Raw genomic sequence first — 14,364 nt, 5'->3', positions numbered from 1 at the left:
GCGAGGAATAGAACATGCCCATTGTCGCCAAACCCTACGACCTGATCGATGAGGTCAACCATTACCCGATCCGCACGCGCCGCGCCTCCACGCCGATCAAGGCCCTGCAGGTGGTGCCGGCCCGGCATCCGTGGCGCTGGGCTGGGTCGATCTTCGCCGCGCTGGTGCTGCTCGCCATCGTGCACTCCCTGGCCACCAACCCGCGTTGGGAGTGGGGCGTGTTCGGCCAGTGGTTCTTCTCGCCGTCGGTGCTGCGCGGCCTGGGGCAGACCCTGTTGCTGACGCTGCTGAGCACGCTGTTCAGCGTCATTCTCGGCACCGCGCTGGCCCTGGCGCGATTGTCGGGCTCGCCGCTGCTGGCGGCGTTGGCCTGGGGTTATATCTGGTTCTTCCGCTCGATGCCGGCGCTGCTGGTGCTGATCATCCTCTACAACTTTGCCTACCTGTACGACCACATCGTGATCGGTGTGCCGTTCACCGAGCAGGTGTTCGCGCAATGGTCCACCGTGGATGTGCTCAGCCAGTTCACCGTGGCGGTGCTGGGCTTGAGCCTGATGCAGGCGGCGTACGCGGCGGAGATCATCCGCGGCGGCTTGATCGGGGTGGATGCCGGCCAGCATGAAGCCGCAGCGGCATTGGGGCTGCCGGCCTCGCGGCGGATTTTCCGGATCATTTTGCCCCAGGCCTTGCGCTCGATTCTGCCGTCGGGTTTCAACGAAATCATCGGCCTGGTCAAGGGCACGTCCATTGTCTACGTGCTGGCCCTGCCGGAGCTGTTCTACACCGTGCAGGTCATCTACAACCGTACCCAGGCGGTGATCCCGCTGCTGATCGTGGCCACGGTGTGGTACCTGATCATCACCACGGTGCTGACCAGCGCCCAATATTACGTCGAGCGCCATTTCGCCCGTGGCACCGCGCGCGTGCTGCCGCCGACACCGCTGCAACGCCTGCGCCATTGGCTCAAGGAGACATCCCATGGCTGAAGCACGCGCAGGGCGCATCCAGATCCAGGGCGTGGGCAAGCGTTTCGGCAACCAGCAGGTGCTCGATAACATCGACCTGACGATCGATCCGGGCAAAGTCACGGTGATCCTCGGGCCGTCCGGCTCGGGCAAATCCACCTTGCTGCGCACCATCAATCACCTGGAAAAGATCGACAGCGGGCATATCACCATCGACGGCGAGTACGTCGGCTATCGGCGCAAGGGTGACCTGCTCTACGAGCTCAAAGAGCGCGAAATTCTCAAGCGGCGCATCGACGTGGGCTTCGTGTTCCAGAACTTCAACCTGTTCCCGCACCTCACCGCCTGGGAAAACGTTGCCGAAGCGCCGTTGGCCCACAAACGCTGGAGCAGGGCCGAAGCCCAGGGCAAAGCTGCCGAACTGCTGACCAAGGTCGGCCTGGCGGACAAACTCGACGCCTACCCGCGCCAGCTCTCCGGCGGCCAGCAACAGCGCGTCGCCATTGCGCGTGCCCTGGCGCTGGACCCCAAGGTGTTGTTGTTCGATGAACCCACCTCGGCCCTCGACCCGGAACTGGTGGGCGAAGTGCTCGACGTGATCAAGGGCCTGACGCGATTGGGCGTGACCCTGGTGATCGTCACCCACGAAATCGGCTTTGCCCGCGAGGTGGCCGACCATGTGGTGTTTCTCTGCGACGGCCAGTTGATCGAAGAAGGCCCGCCCGAACAGATCTTGCGCCAACCCCGACATCCCCGCACCCAGGCCTTTCTCGGCAAGGTGCTTTAGTTCAAGGAGTGACTGCCCATGTTTAACCATCCCCTGCGCTTGGCCGTGCTGGCGCTTGCCGTCGGCACCGCACAACACGCGCTCGCTGTGCAGCAGGTCGACCTCAGCCCCGACCGCCCGCGAATTCATGCGCCACGTAACGAGGCGGCCATCGCGCAAATCCCGCCGGGCTTCAAGTTCGCCCAGGCGGGCAAGTTCACCGTGGCCGTGTCCGGTGTGGCCGGGCCGCCATTGGCGCTGCTGGCCAGCGATGACAAGACCACCATCGGCAGCGAAGCCGACACCGCGCAGTTGGTCGCCGACAGCCTCGGCCTGCAACTGAACGTTGTGCAGACCAGTTGGGAGGACTGGCCCCTGGGCGTCAGCTCGGGCAAGTACGACGCGGTGATCAGCAACGTCACCGTGACCGAGGCGCGCAAGAAGCGCTTTGACTTCGCCACCTATCGACAGGATGTGCTCGGGTTTTACGTCAAGAGCACCAGCCCGATCAGCGAGATCAAACAGGCCGCCGACATTGCCGGGCTGAAGATCATCGTCGGCTCCGGGACCAATCAGGAAAAGGTCTTGCTGGCGTGGAACGAGGCCAATGAAAAGGCCGGCCTCAAGCCTGCGCTGTTGCAGTACTTCGACGACCAGGCCGCCGCGCAGCTGGCGGTGCAGTCGGGGCGCAGCGATGCGTTGTTCGGGCCCAACTCGGTGTACGCCTATTCGGCGGCGATCACCGGCGGTATCAAGCGCGTCGGCACCGTCAACGGCGGCTGGCCGTTGCAGGCGGATATCGCCGTGACCACGCGCAAGGACAACGGCCTGGTCAAGCCGATCCACACCGCCCTGGAAGGTGCGATTGCCGGAGGGCAATACGCGCAGGTGCTGCAGCGCTGGGGGCTGGATGTGGAGCGCGTGGATAAATCGCTGATCAACCCACCGGGCCTGCCGGATTAGGAGTCGCGAACATGACACTGACACGACGTGAAGCGCTGTCCAGCATCGCCGCAGTCGGCGGCGAAAAGGCGGTCAAGGATGCGCTGGCCGCATTGGGCCTGGGGCCGTCTTCACACCGGCGGCCGCAACCGCTGAAACTCAAGGATGGCCTGGGCCAGGGCACCCGCGTGCTGGTGCTGGGCGCCGGGATTGCCGGGCTGGTCACTGCGCTGGAACTGAACCGGGCCGGGTTCACCGTGCAGGTGCTGGAGGCGCGCGACCGCGTGGGTGGGCGCACTTGGACCCTGCGCAACGGCGACCGCGTGGACTACAAGGATGGCCGCTCGCAAACTGTGGCGTTCGATCCGGGCCAGTATTTCAACGCCGGCCCTGCGCGTATTCCCAGCCAGCATCGCACGATCCTCGACTATTGCAGCGAATTGGGCGTGCCCCTGGAAGTGCTGGTCAACAGCAGCCATGGCGCCCAGGTGCGGCCCGACTTGCAGCAACCGGCGTTCACCGTCGGCCAGGCGGTCAACGATGCACGCGGGCATCTGTCCGGCTTGCTCGCCAAGGCAGTGCAGCGCGATGCGCTCGACGATGTCTTGACCCTTGATGAACGCACGCGGTTGCTCGCGTTCCTGCAGGTGTATGGCGACCTTTCCCAAGCGCTGGCGTACGAGGGCAGTTTGCGTTCCGGCCACCTGGAATCGCCTGCGCATCCCGGCGCACTGCCGGCCAGCGCGCGGCCGCTCGACCTTGAGCGCCTGCTGCATCCAGAGCTGTGGGGCGCGCTGCTGCACACCGAATTCCCGGAGTTTTCGGCAACCATGTTCCAGCCGGTGGGCGGCATGGACCGGATCACCGAGGCGTTCTACCGGCGCGTGCGCGAGCAGGTGCAGCTGGGCGCACAGGTACGGCAGATTCGCCAGTTGGAAGACGGCGTCGCGGTGACCTATCACGACCAGCACAGCGGCCGTGAACAGGTGGTGCGCGCCGATTACCTGGTCTGCACCTTGCCGCTGCCGTTGTTGGCCAAACTCGACACCGACTTCAGCGACCCGATCAAGGCGGCCTTGCTCAGCACCCGCAGCGACCAGGCAACCAAAGTGGCGTGGCAATCGCCGCGCTTCTGGGAAACCGATTACCGCACTTATGGCGGCCTGTCCTGGGTCGAACACCCGGCGCGCTTGCTGTGGTACCCGAGCAACGACCTCAATACCCGCGAAGGCGTGCTGGTGGCCGGTTACGTCACCGGGGAGGACGCCGACGTGTTCGGCGCGCAGTCGTTCGACGCGCAATACGCCACCTCCCGGCACTCCGTGGAGTTGCTGCACCCCGGTTATTCCAGGCACCTGCGCCATCCGTTGGCGGTGTCCTGGGAGCAGATCCCCTACAGCGAAGGCCCGTGGCTGCAACGCGAACACTTCCCGGCCGATGCCAGCGCGCTGCTGGAACAGGCCCACGGCCGCGTGTACTTCGCCGGCGACGGCCTGGTGCAAAGCGGCGTGGGCATCTGGCAGGAATCGGCGGCCAATTCGGCGCGGCATGTGGTTGCGCAACTGGCCGAGCGCGTGACGCAACAGCGCCAGATCACGGCATTGGCGGCGTCATGAGACTGCGCTGTCGTGGCGAGGGAGCTTGCTCCCGCTGGACTGCGTAGCGGTCCCAATCGTGTTGAGCTGGGAGCTAGGTGACCGCCATCCCGGCCCAGCGGGAGCAAGCTCCCTCGCCACAAAGGGTATGGGGCAGCCTTCGAGATTTGTGTAAACCTTCAATCAAGGAGCAACACCATGAGCGACAGTATCCAACGCACCAGCGTCGGCGATTTCCCCATCTCGCAAACCGTGACCGTACCGGCCTCGGCCAGCCTGATCTTCGTCAGCGGCACCTTGCCGGACCTGGCCGAGCCGAACGTCCCTGGGGTTTACGGCAACACCGAAGTGCAGACGGTTTCGGTGTTCAACAAACTGCGCAAAATCCTTCAGCAGCAGGACCTGGACCTGGGCGATATCGTGCAGTTGCGGGTGTTTCTGGTCGGCGCTGCTGAAACCGACGGCAAGCTGGATTTCGCCGGGCTGCAGCGCGGTTACACGCAATTCTTCGGCACCCCCGAACAACCGAACAAACCGGCGCGCACCGCTTTGCAGGTGGTGGCGCTGCCCCTGCCGGGGGCGTTGGTGGAAGTGGAGGCGGTGGCGGCCAGGGCCGGGTGATGTCAGTCACTGCGCGGCGTCGAGGCGTTCCTGGGTAGAACGGTCGATCAACGCGCGCAGCGCCTCGAATAATGGCGCCGCATCCGTATGTTTCTTGCCGTATGCCAGGTTGAAAGCGTAATCGAAATCCGGCGGGTTGAGGCCCTGGGTGTGCTGCAGCAGGGTCTCCAGCTTGTCCATCGCCTTGACGGCTTTGGCTTCCGGCGACAGCGCGTTCTCGTAGTCATCCCACAGCGCCAGGATCTGGCTTTTCAGCGGCTCATCCAGGGCTTGGGTCAACTGCAGCAGGTCGCGCCGCTCCTGCTCGCCCTTGTTGGGAAACGCCGCCTGGCTGACTGCTGGAATGTCACCGTTAATGGCTTCGCCCAAGTCATGGATCACGCACATCTTGAGGATTTTAAGCAGGTCCAGGCCGGGCAGTTGATCGGCGAACACCATCGCCATCAGGCACAGGCGCCAACTGTGTTCAGCGGTACTTTCCGTGCGTCCCGAAGCGGTGTGGGCGCTTCTGAGCACGTCCTTGAGCTTCTCGGCTTCGCGCAGAAAGTCGAGGCGGCCGTTGATTGTTTCCATGTCCATGATGCTGCCCAGCAAGGTCGGTTGTGCAGGTAAGCCTAGGTGCGGGAGCGCAGATCGTCCACGCATAAAGTATGCGCGGTGGGCTTCAGAGTGTTTCGACCAGGCGTGCTGCGCTGCCATCGCTCAGGGTCATACGTGTCCAGCGACACAGGCTTGGGCGTATGGGCACCAGGTTGGAATCGTTGCTTCCCGTGGTGAACTCAAGGGCCCGTGGTGCCTGGGTTTCGCGCCAGCCGGTGTGCTCCAGGCTGGCTTCGATCAACTGGATTTCCGGCGTTGCGAAGCGCCACAGCGACTGGCCAATAAGGTCGGCGAGCGGGCTGCCGAATTGGCGGGCGCGGGAGGGCGAGCACGCAAGCAGGCGGTGAGTCAGGTCGCACACAAGGTGCATGGCTTGCGAACTCTCACTGACCAGCCGGGCCAATGCCTGATCGGCGGCTGCATCGAGCCGGGCTGCCAACAACTGCTCAAGCTGCTGGTGCGCAGTCGGATCCATCGCTTGTACGCCACTTTCCCAGCGCGAAATAGTCGATTGCGTGACGTTGAACAATTGCGCCGCATAACTTTGCTTGATGCGATGCAGCAAACGCCATCGCCGCAGCGCAACGCCGGGCAAGGCAGGCTTGAGCACGGAGTGAGGCATCTGTGGTTCCTGACATAGGCGGTAGAGATGATGAGTGTGATGAGTAGGGGGCGGTTGTGCAAATTGAGGGAACCAGGTCACCTGAACAAGCTTGCCGTCACTCCTTAACTCCTGATGGGGAGGAAAAAGGGTAAAGATGCATCGGCGCAGGTTGATGTCGGATATTTCGCCATTTACAGAAAGGCGTTTCCCGATCTCGTTTGCCGTCTTGTGATTACTTCGCCGGTTCAGGAACAGTGCGCCCCATGTCACTCCTGACGCACATGAGGATAAGAAGTCAGCATGGCCGTTGATATGTGTTTGAAAATGAGCGACATCAAAGGTAAATCACGGGCTACGCGCACCGTGATGAAATTGATGCCACTCAGTGGCAAATTCCTCAGCCCATCCAGGCAAAATGATTCCTGGATCTTTGGAGAAACTCTATGAAACGTTCAGACAGTCGATCGTTCTGGTGCATCACAGCGGTTCTGATCGTTGTTGTAGGGCTTTTAGGCTATCAAATAGTTGATGGTTTAATTCGCGGTGTGATTGTGGCTTTCAGCCGCGTAGGGCCTTCGAGCACTTACACGCTTTTGGAGCAACCAAAGCAATATTGGATGACCTTGGGCTGGCTCGCTATTGTTGAAGCTTTTCTGATTGCTATGACTCTTGGTGTTGCATGGATCTCCAGCGCAATATCTAAAAATGAAAAAGCCAAGGGAGGCTAATTGCTAGGACTTCCGGCATCCTTGAGCGTCCAGGTCGCTAACATCAACGCAGCTGCGCAGTGTTACCGAAAAATTGTTTATTGGATGACTTCCTCGTAGATACCAATTGCCAGCGTCTTTACGTTCCCAGACACTGCGCTACCGGTAAGACCTAACGCTGCGGCTAGCGACTCTCGTATATTGTTGGCGGTAGCCAGTTGCATATTTGTGGCGCTGATTCGCTTTGGAAGCACCCTGTTGGCTTGTTTTATTTTGAGCAGCTTTAGCGTTAGGCGGGGATCTTGGAGCCTGAGCAGCTCATTATTCAGCCTCGCCCTTTCCTGTCGGTTCAGGCCTTTCAGCACTTGAATGAGTGGTTTGCCAGTAACTCTTGTTGTTGTGTTGACTGTTTTTATTACGGTTGAGGCTGAGGTGACGACGCCGAGCAACGCAATGGTATCTAACGTTGCGGACACGGCTTGAAACCAAGCTTCGTTATCCAGTCGATCAAGATGCTCAGGAGCTAGTGCTTCAACGCTCGTTCGACCTAGGCCGATAAAACATTGCGCGCCGCTTGCGAGTAGAGCTGCCTGACCAATAAATGTGATCACCGCGCTGGCCCCTGCAGTAAACGGCATTAGCGCAACACCACTTGTAATTACCACCCAACTGAGCAGCGCCCCAGCGCATGTCACCGCGGTATTCAGCGCCTCTGCCACCAACCTCGACTCCCGCGGCTCATGCTCCAGCATTCGCTTGAACTCCACTGGCCCCACATATCGAGGCGCCTCACGCAGCACCACCTTGATCGGCCGCAAACTGCAAATCGCTTGAAACTCGCGCAGTATCACCACGTTGAACGTGTCATCGATATACACCACCCCCGCACCCATCAGGGCCGGGTCGCTGTCGATGGCAAAGAACAACCGACGTAGGTCGATACTGCTTTCGATCCGTTGGCGGGTTGTACGGTGGGTTGAGGGGAATCCATCCTTGAACAGACTGGCCGTCATTCCTTAACTCCTGATTGTGGGAGTCGAAAGGGTAAAGATGCGTTGGCGCAAATTAATGTCGGATGTTTCGCCATCTACGGACAGGCGCTTCCCAATCCCGCTTTGCCGTCTTGTGAGTACGCCGCTGGTTCAGGAACAGTGCGCCCCACGTCACTCCCGGCGCACATCAGGACAAGGAGCCAACATGGCCGTTGATATGTTTTTGAAACTGGGCGACATCAAGGGTGAGTCACGCGACCAGGCGCATCGCGATGAAATTGATATCTTCGAATGGGCATGGGGATTGTCGCAGACGGGTTCGATGCACGCCGGTACTGGAGGGGGAGCAGGCAAGGCGGATTTCGCTAATCTGAACCTGACAAAACCGCTGGATAAGTCCAGCCCAAATCTCATGATGGCTTGTGCCAGTGGCAAGCATTATCCCGAGGCCAGGCTGGTAGTACGCAAGGCAGGAGGGGCCAGCCCGGTGGAGTATCTGGTGATCACTCTCAAGGAAGTCATGGTGGTGTCCTACAGCACCAGCGCGGAACGGGCCGGCGATGTGTTGTACAACCGCATCGCCTTGAACTTCGCAACTGTCGATGTGAGCTACCAGCCGCAGAAGGCCGATGGCGCCAAGGAGGGTGGGCCGGTGAAGTTCGGCTGGAATATCCGGCAGAACGTCAAAGCCTGAACATCGCCTGTCGAATTTGATCGTTCCCGCGCTTTGAACTGACCACCTATTCCTGCAACTGCAACGCCTGCTGTTTAAGCCTGCGCTTTTGCTCGAATGGCAACGTTTCATTATCCCCATACGGCGCGCTGTACCAGTTGCCGTAAGTCGGATTGGGCAGCAGAAACCAGCGCTGCCCCAGCCAGTTCACATAGGGCGCCACTGCCTTGCGTTGGGCCGCCAGCGTGTTGTGCTCGGCCTGTACGAAATCCCCCAGGGAATCGCCGGCCATCAGCAGCACGCGCGCGTGGCTGGCGACCCATTGGCGCCGGCAGGTCTTGCCGTAGCCGGCGCTTTCGCAATGGCCGATGGGGGTGCTGGCTGCCAGGATCTGTTCGTCGCGCTCGATCGGGAAACCACGCAAGCGCAGGTTTCTCGCTGTGGCCGCCACCTGGCTGTGTTCGCGGTTGGTGAGGTAATAGACCTTGATGCCTTTTTGCCGAGCCGCCCGCAGGAACGCCACCGAACCAGGCAGCGCCTTGGCCTTGGCTTGATCGACCCAGGTGTTCCAGCGGTCATAGGAATAGACCTGGTTATGGATAATGTCACGGGCATTGAGCGGCACGTTGTCCAGCAGGGTTTCGTCGATATCGACCACCACGGCCGGGGGCAATCCTTTCAAATCCCGGGCACGCAAGGGCAGGGCGTCCCAGGTAGGATCGGCCAGCGCTGCATCGAGTTGGCGGGTCGCATTGGCGAACAGCTGGCGGTAGATCAGCTCGTGCTCGATGGAGGTCTGGGTCCAGAGCACGGCGTCGAGTTGGTCGTTGGCCGGTGGGGTTTGCTGGCAACCGGTGAGGGCAATGGATAAAAGGCAGGCGCTGGCGAAAATCAGGTTGCGCATTGAAAGGCTCTCAGCGATGGGTAGGCTCAATCATAAGCGCTACCCATCGGCCTTGCGATCAATCCAATGGGTCTTGATGCCCTTGGCCCACGCCACCGTATAGAAACAGCTGAGCAGCACGATGCCCCATTGCTCGGCATTGATCGACGACCAGAACCAGAACGGCTGGCCGGCCATGCCGAACAGGCAGGCGTAGCGGCGAACGTGCAGGCGTTTGCTTTGGCTGAACCAGATAGCGACGACGCCGAGGGCGGCGATCATGATTTGCGCGATCAAAGCTGTCTCCTTGATCAAGGTGAGAGGGCACGGGCCTCTCCCACCTATTAAACGGCAGTGTGTCGCCGAAGGGCTATTTGTCCTCGCGCGCATCCATGGTTTTTTGATGCTCGGCAAGGAACGGCTGCTCCGCCGGATCGAAGCGATCGATCCCTGCGGTAAACCGGTGCCAGTACGGATACAGCGGCTGGCGACGCGTCACGGCCTCGATACGTGAGGATTGTTCCTCGGTCAGCTTCAGCTCGGTGGCGGCAAGGTTGTCGCGCAGATGCGCCTCGGTGCGGGCGCCGACGATCAGCGAGGTGATCCCCGGGCGATCCTTGAGCCACGCCAGGCAAGTGCGCGCCACCGAGACCCCGTGTTCATCGCCCACGGCAGCCAGGGTTTCGATGATGTCCAGCGCGCGTTCCTGGTCGTGCACGTAGGGTTCCGGCCAGTCGCTGCCCTGGCGGGTATTGGCCGGTGGCTTATGTCCGCGCCGCGTCGAGCCGGTCAGCAGGCCTTCACCCATCGGCCCCCACACCAGCGTGCCGACCTGTTGGTCCAATGCCAGCGGCAGCAGCTCGTACTCGGCCTCGCGGGATTCGGGGGTGTAGTAGATCTGCTGGGTGATCGGCTTGAGCATGCCGTGCAACTCGGCCTTGCCCAGGGTTTTCATCATTTGCCAGGCGGTGAAGTTGCTGGTGCCGAAATAGCGGATCTTGCCCGAGCCGACCAACAGGCGCAGCGCCTCGAGCGTCTCCTCGATGGGCGTCAGGCCGTCCCAGTTGTGCAGTTGGTACAAATCGATATGGTCGGTGCCCAGGCGCTTCAAGCTGGCTTCACAGGCGCGAATCAAGTGATAGCGCGATGAGCCGGAATTGTTCGGGTTCTGGTCCACCGGGCTGCGGCCCTTGGTCGCCAGCAGGATGTCGTTGCGCTTGTCGCCCAGGGCTTTACCGACCACTTCCTCGGCCAGGCCATGGGAGTACAGGTCGGCGGTATCGATCATATTCACCCCGGCATCGAACGCGATATCGAACATACGCCTGGCCTGGGGCACGTCCACCGCACCGCATTTCTCGAACTCGGCGCGACCGCCAAAAGGCACGGTGCCCAGGATGATTTCCGAGACCAGCAGGCCGGAATGACCCAGTTGTCGGTATTGCATGTTGCCTCCTACTTTGCGTTGCACGTGAAGGTGTGAACGATGAGGGTGGCGATAGTTTGAATTTTTTCATGAAAACTTCGCGCCACGGGTTGTTGGTGAGGCAATCAGGATTCCCACCGCCTCCCCGGTATAAGGACTGGCGCGGTTCGACTCGTGATTGATTTTTGCGGCAGCGTCGGCGTTGGGCACTGCAGGGGTAATGCTGTTGACGTACCACCGGTGGTTCTCGGGCAGTCATCGGACTTTGCAGGAGCGGTTTGAGGAGTGCGCTTGTAAGTTAAAAGTGCCGTAGGAAAGTTCCTTGGTATGCGTACTAATAATTAACATAAGATGTAGTTTCTGAGTGTTCTGACAGGAAGTCTAATCCGCAATATCATTCGGAATTAAAAATACTATTTTAGGAAAGCTGAAGTATTTGGCAACAAAGTAACGCCGCAGAATATCAATTCTTGTTCTATACATTAAATGCGTTGAACGACGTATGGTTTGAACTGATTTAATTTATAAATGAGCGAGGTGAATCATGCAGAACGTACAATTTGAAGAGCTTGAAGAGCGCGTATCGGCTATCTCTGAGGAGAAAGCTATGTATTCTGAAGGCGAAGAGATCGAACTGGAAGATTAATTAAGTTACGTTTCTCGGTAAGGGGTTGCTTACTGCAGCCCCTTTCTTTATGCCAAAAATAATTGCGAGTCCTCGTATGAATATCAACACCAAGCCTCTTATCAAGCGATCACATCACATCATACTGGCTGAGGACGGTGATATTTGCATCGGAGAGATTCCGGGAGTATCCAAGATCATTGTTGCACCGCCAGAGTGGGTGAAAGATGTCCTAGGGAAGTTGGATGGAACCCGCACAGTGCCGCGGATTGCCAAAGAGTTAGGGCATCAGGATATTGAGGTCTCTGAGCAGGACCTCACCGGCTTTATCGCAATACTTCATGAGATGAATCTGCTAGAAGATAACGCTTTTTTTTCAAATGCGTTGACGAGTGAAGAGGTCGAGCGATATGACCGTCAAATGCTTCAATTTTCGCTGATCGACAAGGGACATGTACATTCGCAAATTTATCAGGAGCGTCTAAAGTCCAGCAGTGTCGTTATGTTTGGAATGGGAGGTTGGGGGACTTGGTGTTCTCTACTTCTTGCAATGGCCGGCATAGGAAAACTGCGCTTGGTTGATGGTGATGACGTTGAATTATCTAACATAAATCGTCAAATTTTATACACTACTTCAGATGTTGGAAAAGAGAAGGTGTCAGCGGCCAAAGAAAGAATTTATGAGTACAATCCTAATGTAATAGTGGAAGCCTTTTGTGAATTTGTTGCTCCAGACCCCTCACAAATTAGCAAGCTATTAGACGGTGTTGATTTGATCGTACTTGCTTGGGCAAGCTTGGGCTATTATCGAAAACACACACCAGAAGAAGTGATCCACACTATGGCCAAAGAGCGTGGCATTCCAGTAATGGAGTTAGGAGGAGACCCGCTTGAAATATCCATTGGGCCGTTATACCTAAATGATGGGTCACACAAATCTTTCGAAGATGTAAAACAATCCGCACGACAAACTTATTACAGCAGTAAATCTAATATAGAGAAATTTCAGCGAGCTCGGCTCAAGCATAATTTTTTGGATGGGGATCGGACAGTTAATGCGTGGCAAAGCGCTCCCTCCTTGTCAGCAATGGCTGGATTAGCATGCGATCAAATCGTCAAGCATATTACTGGCTACGATCTGCCAACGGTAATAGGTAAGAGGATTTATCTATCAATGCAAACCCTGGATAAGCGAGAAGAGACCGTCTTCGAACATGAATAAGAAATCACAGTGCTTTAGAGAGCGAGGTTACTGCTCAATCGATCTATGTTCACGCATTCCAGACCTTGTGCATGGCTGTAAAGATGCGTGCGCAAGCATCGAAGAACAAGATTGGACGTATATAATCCGCAATTCTACTGAAGAAGTTGATTTGCCATACAACGTGCCACACTCGCGTTTAAAGCATGCTAAAGCCGACGCACTTAAAATATACCATGAGGGAGGTTTTGCTTTTAGCTTTCGCAGGCTGGTCGAATTGGAGGGTGCGCCGGTTCATTCGGCAATGAAACTCTTCGATGATTACCTTATGAGAGACGATTTTCTAGAATTATTATCGAAGCTATCAGAACGAACAATTGGAGCAATGGAGGCTCGCTACATAAATCGTTTCGACCAAGGTGATTTTTTAACAACTCATTGCGACCCAGGTTCAAATCTTGGAATAGCACTGAACATAACACCCCAATGGAATCCGAATTTTGGCGGGCTTACCTTCATTTTAAATAAAACCCATTCGTCGGTTAATGATACATTGACGCCAACTTACGGCCAGCTATTTGTGTTCGATACTTCAAAGCGAAAAGTTCCGCATTTTGTATCAATGGTAACAGCTAATCCGGATCAAGCCAGGATCGCTCTCATTGCTCGTTATGGTTAATTAAATTATGTCGCCATTTCAAAAAAGTTTGCTTCTTATCGCTGGCATGGCCCTAATTTGGGGGGCTGGCTTGCCAGTTTCCAAAATAGGTGTTCAAGCTATGGGCGCTTGGCCATTTCGATTGGCATGCGCTTCTATCAGCGTTCTTTTCCTCTACGCAATATTTTGGAACCCAGTAAATAGAATCGGCATAAGTTTAGAGCCTGTACTCTATTTTAAATTTTTCATCATCGCCGTTCCTAATGTTTTCCTCGTCCCAGTTTTGAACAATATAGCCTTGGAGCGCTTAAGTATTTCCGACTCTACGTCTCTCATTTACACAATGCCTTGTTTTACATCTTTTTTTGCGATGATCCTGAATAGGAAACTAGATGCTTTTTCTATTGCTTCGCTAGCTTTTTGTTTATCAGGGGTTGGGCTGATAATAGGTAGTTTTGAGTTTTCTTCGAGCCACCTTATCATTCTGTCAAGCGCAATAGCTTGGTCGATCGGTTCTATCATCTCACAAAGGTTAGAGACCAATGTGGATTTCCGGGTAAAAGTGTTCTGGCAGGTAACATTCGGTTGCCTTTGCGTTTTCTTGGTATCTCCGCTATTTATAAGTTGGCCTACCGAAATCATAAAATTTTCCAGGAGTTTTTCATTACCTGTTGTTGCTTCAATTTTATTTATGGGGGTTGTAGGAGGGGCGATCGTATTTTATATTTGGTTTTATTTGATCAAGCTTCAGAATGCAGAATATGCGAGCTACGCAACGTTATTCTCTCCGATAATTTCTATAATACTAGCTATAGCTTACTTCGGTGAGACGCCATCAACTAGCACAATGATCGGTTTTTCATTAATTCTAATCAGTGCATTGATAGTAAATATTGTTAGACCTGCATTAATTTCAAAAACCAATCAGGCGGCAACATGACACTGGGGCTATTGATCCAGTCAATCAGCACTTCTATAAGGATCACCTGTTACGCCATGCGGTAAAGCCAGCTGACTGGGATCAATCACTTGGTGGGAAATCGCACCTATAGCTGCACGAATCCAGCCTCTAGCAACACTCAATGCTTTGCGCCGCGATAATCTTG

17 protein-coding genes are annotated in these 14,364 nt (G+C 56.7%); 11 read left to right on the top strand and 6 right to left on the bottom strand.

Annotation, left to right across the window (positions count from 1 at the left end):
- Window positions 1-14 precede the first annotated feature (14 nt).
- The 5 genes from C4J90_RS16955 to C4J90_RS16935 all read left to right on the top strand — a co-directional run bounded on the left by C4J90_RS16955 (window position 15) and on the right by C4J90_RS16935 (window position 4,889).
- A complete protein-coding gene (locus C4J90_RS16955) occupies window positions 15-986 on the top strand; it encodes an amino acid ABC transporter permease (protein WP_124415097.1) in 972 nt (323 codons plus the stop codon).
- Window positions 979-1,752 carry an amino acid ABC transporter ATP-binding protein gene (locus tag C4J90_RS16950; protein WP_124420396.1) on the top strand — a complete coding sequence of 258 codons (774 nt, stop codon included), beginning with the start codon at window positions 979-981 and terminating at the stop codon, window positions 1,750-1,752. The genes C4J90_RS16955 and C4J90_RS16950 overlap by 8 nt, the downstream gene beginning before the upstream one ends.
- 18 nt (window positions 1,753-1,770) lie before the next feature.
- Window positions 1,771-2,694 (top strand): ABC transporter substrate-binding protein, encoded by a 924-nt coding sequence (locus C4J90_RS16945; RefSeq protein ID WP_124420395.1) that lies wholly within the window; start codon window positions 1,771-1,773, stop codon window positions 2,692-2,694.
- Window positions 2,695-2,705: 11 nt separating this feature from the next.
- Entirely contained in the window at window positions 2,706-4,289 is a 1,584-nt protein-coding gene (locus C4J90_RS16940; protein ID WP_124420394.1) for an FAD-dependent oxidoreductase, read from the top strand.
- Between the two features lie 177 nt (window positions 4,290-4,466).
- Window positions 4,467-4,889: a RidA family protein gene (locus C4J90_RS16935; RefSeq protein ID WP_124420393.1), complete on the top strand. Its 423-nt coding sequence runs from the start codon at window positions 4,467-4,469 to the stop codon at window positions 4,887-4,889.
- 6 nt (window positions 4,890-4,895) lie between these two features.
- Here the strand turns inward: C4J90_RS16935 and C4J90_RS16930 are convergent, their stop codons facing one another.
- Window positions 4,896-5,468, bottom strand: coding sequence for an HD family hydrolase (locus tag C4J90_RS16930; RefSeq protein WP_124420392.1), 573 nt, complete (start codon window positions 5,466-5,468; stop codon window positions 4,896-4,898).
- A gap of 85 nt (window positions 5,469-5,553) precedes the next feature.
- Window positions 5,554-6,111, bottom strand: coding sequence for a helix-turn-helix domain-containing protein (locus C4J90_RS16925; RefSeq protein WP_124420391.1), 558 nt, complete (start codon window positions 6,109-6,111; stop codon window positions 5,554-5,556).
- Between the two features lie 425 nt (window positions 6,112-6,536).
- Between C4J90_RS16925 and C4J90_RS16920 the strand changes: the two genes are divergently transcribed.
- Window positions 6,537-6,821 (top strand): hypothetical protein, encoded by a 285-nt coding sequence (locus C4J90_RS16920; protein WP_124420390.1) that lies wholly within the window; start codon window positions 6,537-6,539, stop codon window positions 6,819-6,821.
- Between the two features lie 77 nt (window positions 6,822-6,898).
- On the opposite strand, the gene C4J90_RS16915 is transcribed toward C4J90_RS16920, so the two are convergent.
- Window positions 6,899-7,813 carry an NAD synthetase gene (locus C4J90_RS16915; RefSeq protein WP_124420389.1) on the bottom strand — a complete coding sequence of 305 codons (915 nt, stop codon included), beginning with the start codon at window positions 7,811-7,813 and terminating at the stop codon, window positions 6,899-6,901.
- A gap of 184 nt (window positions 7,814-7,997) precedes the next feature.
- Here C4J90_RS16915 and C4J90_RS16910 point away from each other — a divergent pair, with 184 nt between their 5' ends.
- Entirely contained in the window at window positions 7,998-8,486 is a 489-nt protein-coding gene (locus C4J90_RS16910; protein ID WP_124420388.1) for a type VI secretion system tube protein Hcp, read from the top strand.
- Window positions 8,487-8,532: 46 nt separating this feature from the next.
- Here the strand turns inward: C4J90_RS16910 and C4J90_RS16905 are convergent, their stop codons facing one another.
- From C4J90_RS16905 to C4J90_RS16895, 3 genes are all read right to left on the bottom strand, one after another.
- On the bottom strand, window positions 8,533-9,369 hold the full coding sequence (locus C4J90_RS16905; RefSeq protein WP_124420387.1) for a 5'-nucleotidase, lipoprotein e(P4) family: 837 nt from the start codon (window positions 9,367-9,369) through the stop codon (window positions 8,533-8,535).
- Between the two features lie 39 nt (window positions 9,370-9,408).
- Complete coding sequence (locus tag C4J90_RS16900; protein ID WP_124363466.1) at window positions 9,409-9,645, bottom strand: hypothetical protein; 237 nt, start codon at window positions 9,643-9,645, stop codon at window positions 9,409-9,411.
- 73 nt (window positions 9,646-9,718) lie between these two features.
- Window positions 9,719-10,795 carry an aldo/keto reductase gene (locus tag C4J90_RS16895; protein WP_124415093.1) on the bottom strand — a complete coding sequence of 359 codons (1,077 nt, stop codon included), beginning with the start codon at window positions 10,793-10,795 and terminating at the stop codon, window positions 9,719-9,721.
- A 523-nt stretch (window positions 10,796-11,318) separates the two neighbouring features.
- On the opposite strand from C4J90_RS16895, the gene C4J90_RS16890 reads away from it, so the two are divergent.
- The 4 genes from C4J90_RS16890 to C4J90_RS16875 all read left to right on the top strand — a co-directional run bounded on the left by C4J90_RS16890 (window position 11,319) and on the right by C4J90_RS16875 (window position 14,198).
- Entirely contained in the window at window positions 11,319-11,420 is a 102-nt protein-coding gene (locus tag C4J90_RS16890) for a pantocin A family RiPP (protein WP_218565837.1), read from the top strand.
- Window positions 11,421-11,496: 76 nt separating this feature from the next.
- A complete protein-coding gene (locus C4J90_RS16885) occupies window positions 11,497-12,621 on the top strand; it encodes a ThiF family adenylyltransferase (protein WP_124420386.1) in 1,125 nt (374 codons plus the stop codon).
- On the top strand, window positions 12,614-13,279 hold the full coding sequence (locus C4J90_RS16880) for a 2OG-Fe(II) oxygenase family protein (RefSeq protein ID WP_124420385.1): 666 nt from the start codon (window positions 12,614-12,616) through the stop codon (window positions 13,277-13,279). Before C4J90_RS16885 ends, C4J90_RS16880 begins: the two co-directional genes overlap by 8 nt.
- Before the next feature lie 7 nt (window positions 13,280-13,286).
- On the top strand, window positions 13,287-14,198 hold the full coding sequence (locus tag C4J90_RS16875; protein ID WP_124415091.1) for a DMT family transporter: 912 nt from the start codon (window positions 13,287-13,289) through the stop codon (window positions 14,196-14,198).
- Window positions 14,199-14,364: the final 166 nt, after the last annotated feature.

The sequence above is a fragment of the Pseudomonas sp. R2-60-08W genome, from assembly GCF_003852335.1.
Lineage (GTDB): Bacteria > Pseudomonadota > Gammaproteobacteria > Pseudomonadales > Pseudomonadaceae > Aquipseudomonas.
Note: the sequence above shows the minus strand (reverse complement) of the source record. Positions and strands in the feature narration are given on the sequence as shown.

Excerpts from the sequence above, each read along its gene's own strand:
- C4J90_RS16955 (WP_124415097.1), top strand. The coding sequence starts at position 15 with ATGCCCATTGTCGCCAAACCCTACGACCTGATCGATGAGGTCAACCAT.
- C4J90_RS16950 (WP_124420396.1), top strand. The coding sequence starts at position 979 with ATGGCTGAAGCACGCGCAGGGCGCATCCAGATCCAGGGCGTGGGCAAG.
- C4J90_RS16945 (WP_124420395.1), top strand. The coding sequence starts at position 1,771 with ATGTTTAACCATCCCCTGCGCTTGGCCGTGCTGGCGCTTGCCGTCGGC.
- C4J90_RS16940 (WP_124420394.1), top strand. The coding sequence starts at position 2,706 with ATGACACTGACACGACGTGAAGCGCTGTCCAGCATCGCCGCAGTCGGC.
- C4J90_RS16935 (WP_124420393.1), top strand. The coding sequence starts at position 4,467 with ATGAGCGACAGTATCCAACGCACCAGCGTCGGCGATTTCCCCATCTCG.
- C4J90_RS16930 (WP_124420392.1), bottom strand. The coding sequence starts at position 5,468 with ATGGACATGGAAACAATCAACGGCCGCCTCGACTTTCTGCGCGAAGCC.
- C4J90_RS16925 (WP_124420391.1), bottom strand. The coding sequence starts at position 6,111 with ATGCCTCACTCCGTGCTCAAGCCTGCCTTGCCCGGCGTTGCGCTGCGG.
- C4J90_RS16920 (WP_124420390.1), top strand. The coding sequence starts at position 6,537 with ATGAAACGTTCAGACAGTCGATCGTTCTGGTGCATCACAGCGGTTCTG.
- C4J90_RS16915 (WP_124420389.1), bottom strand. The coding sequence starts at position 7,813 with ATGACGGCCAGTCTGTTCAAGGATGGATTCCCCTCAACCCACCGTACA.
- C4J90_RS16910 (WP_124420388.1), top strand. The coding sequence starts at position 7,998 with ATGGCCGTTGATATGTTTTTGAAACTGGGCGACATCAAGGGTGAGTCA.
- C4J90_RS16905 (WP_124420387.1), bottom strand. The coding sequence starts at position 9,369 with ATGCGCAACCTGATTTTCGCCAGCGCCTGCCTTTTATCCATTGCCCTC.
- C4J90_RS16895 (WP_124415093.1), bottom strand. The coding sequence starts at position 10,795 with ATGCAATACCGACAACTGGGTCATTCCGGCCTGCTGGTCTCGGAAATC.
- C4J90_RS16890 (WP_218565837.1), top strand. The coding sequence starts at position 11,319 with ATGCAGAACGTACAATTTGAAGAGCTTGAAGAGCGCGTATCGGCTATC.
- C4J90_RS16885 (WP_124420386.1), top strand. The coding sequence starts at position 11,497 with ATGAATATCAACACCAAGCCTCTTATCAAGCGATCACATCACATCATA.
- C4J90_RS16880 (WP_124420385.1), top strand. The coding sequence starts at position 12,614 with ATGAATAAGAAATCACAGTGCTTTAGAGAGCGAGGTTACTGCTCAATC.
- C4J90_RS16875 (WP_124415091.1), top strand. The coding sequence starts at position 13,287 with ATGTCGCCATTTCAAAAAAGTTTGCTTCTTATCGCTGGCATGGCCCTA.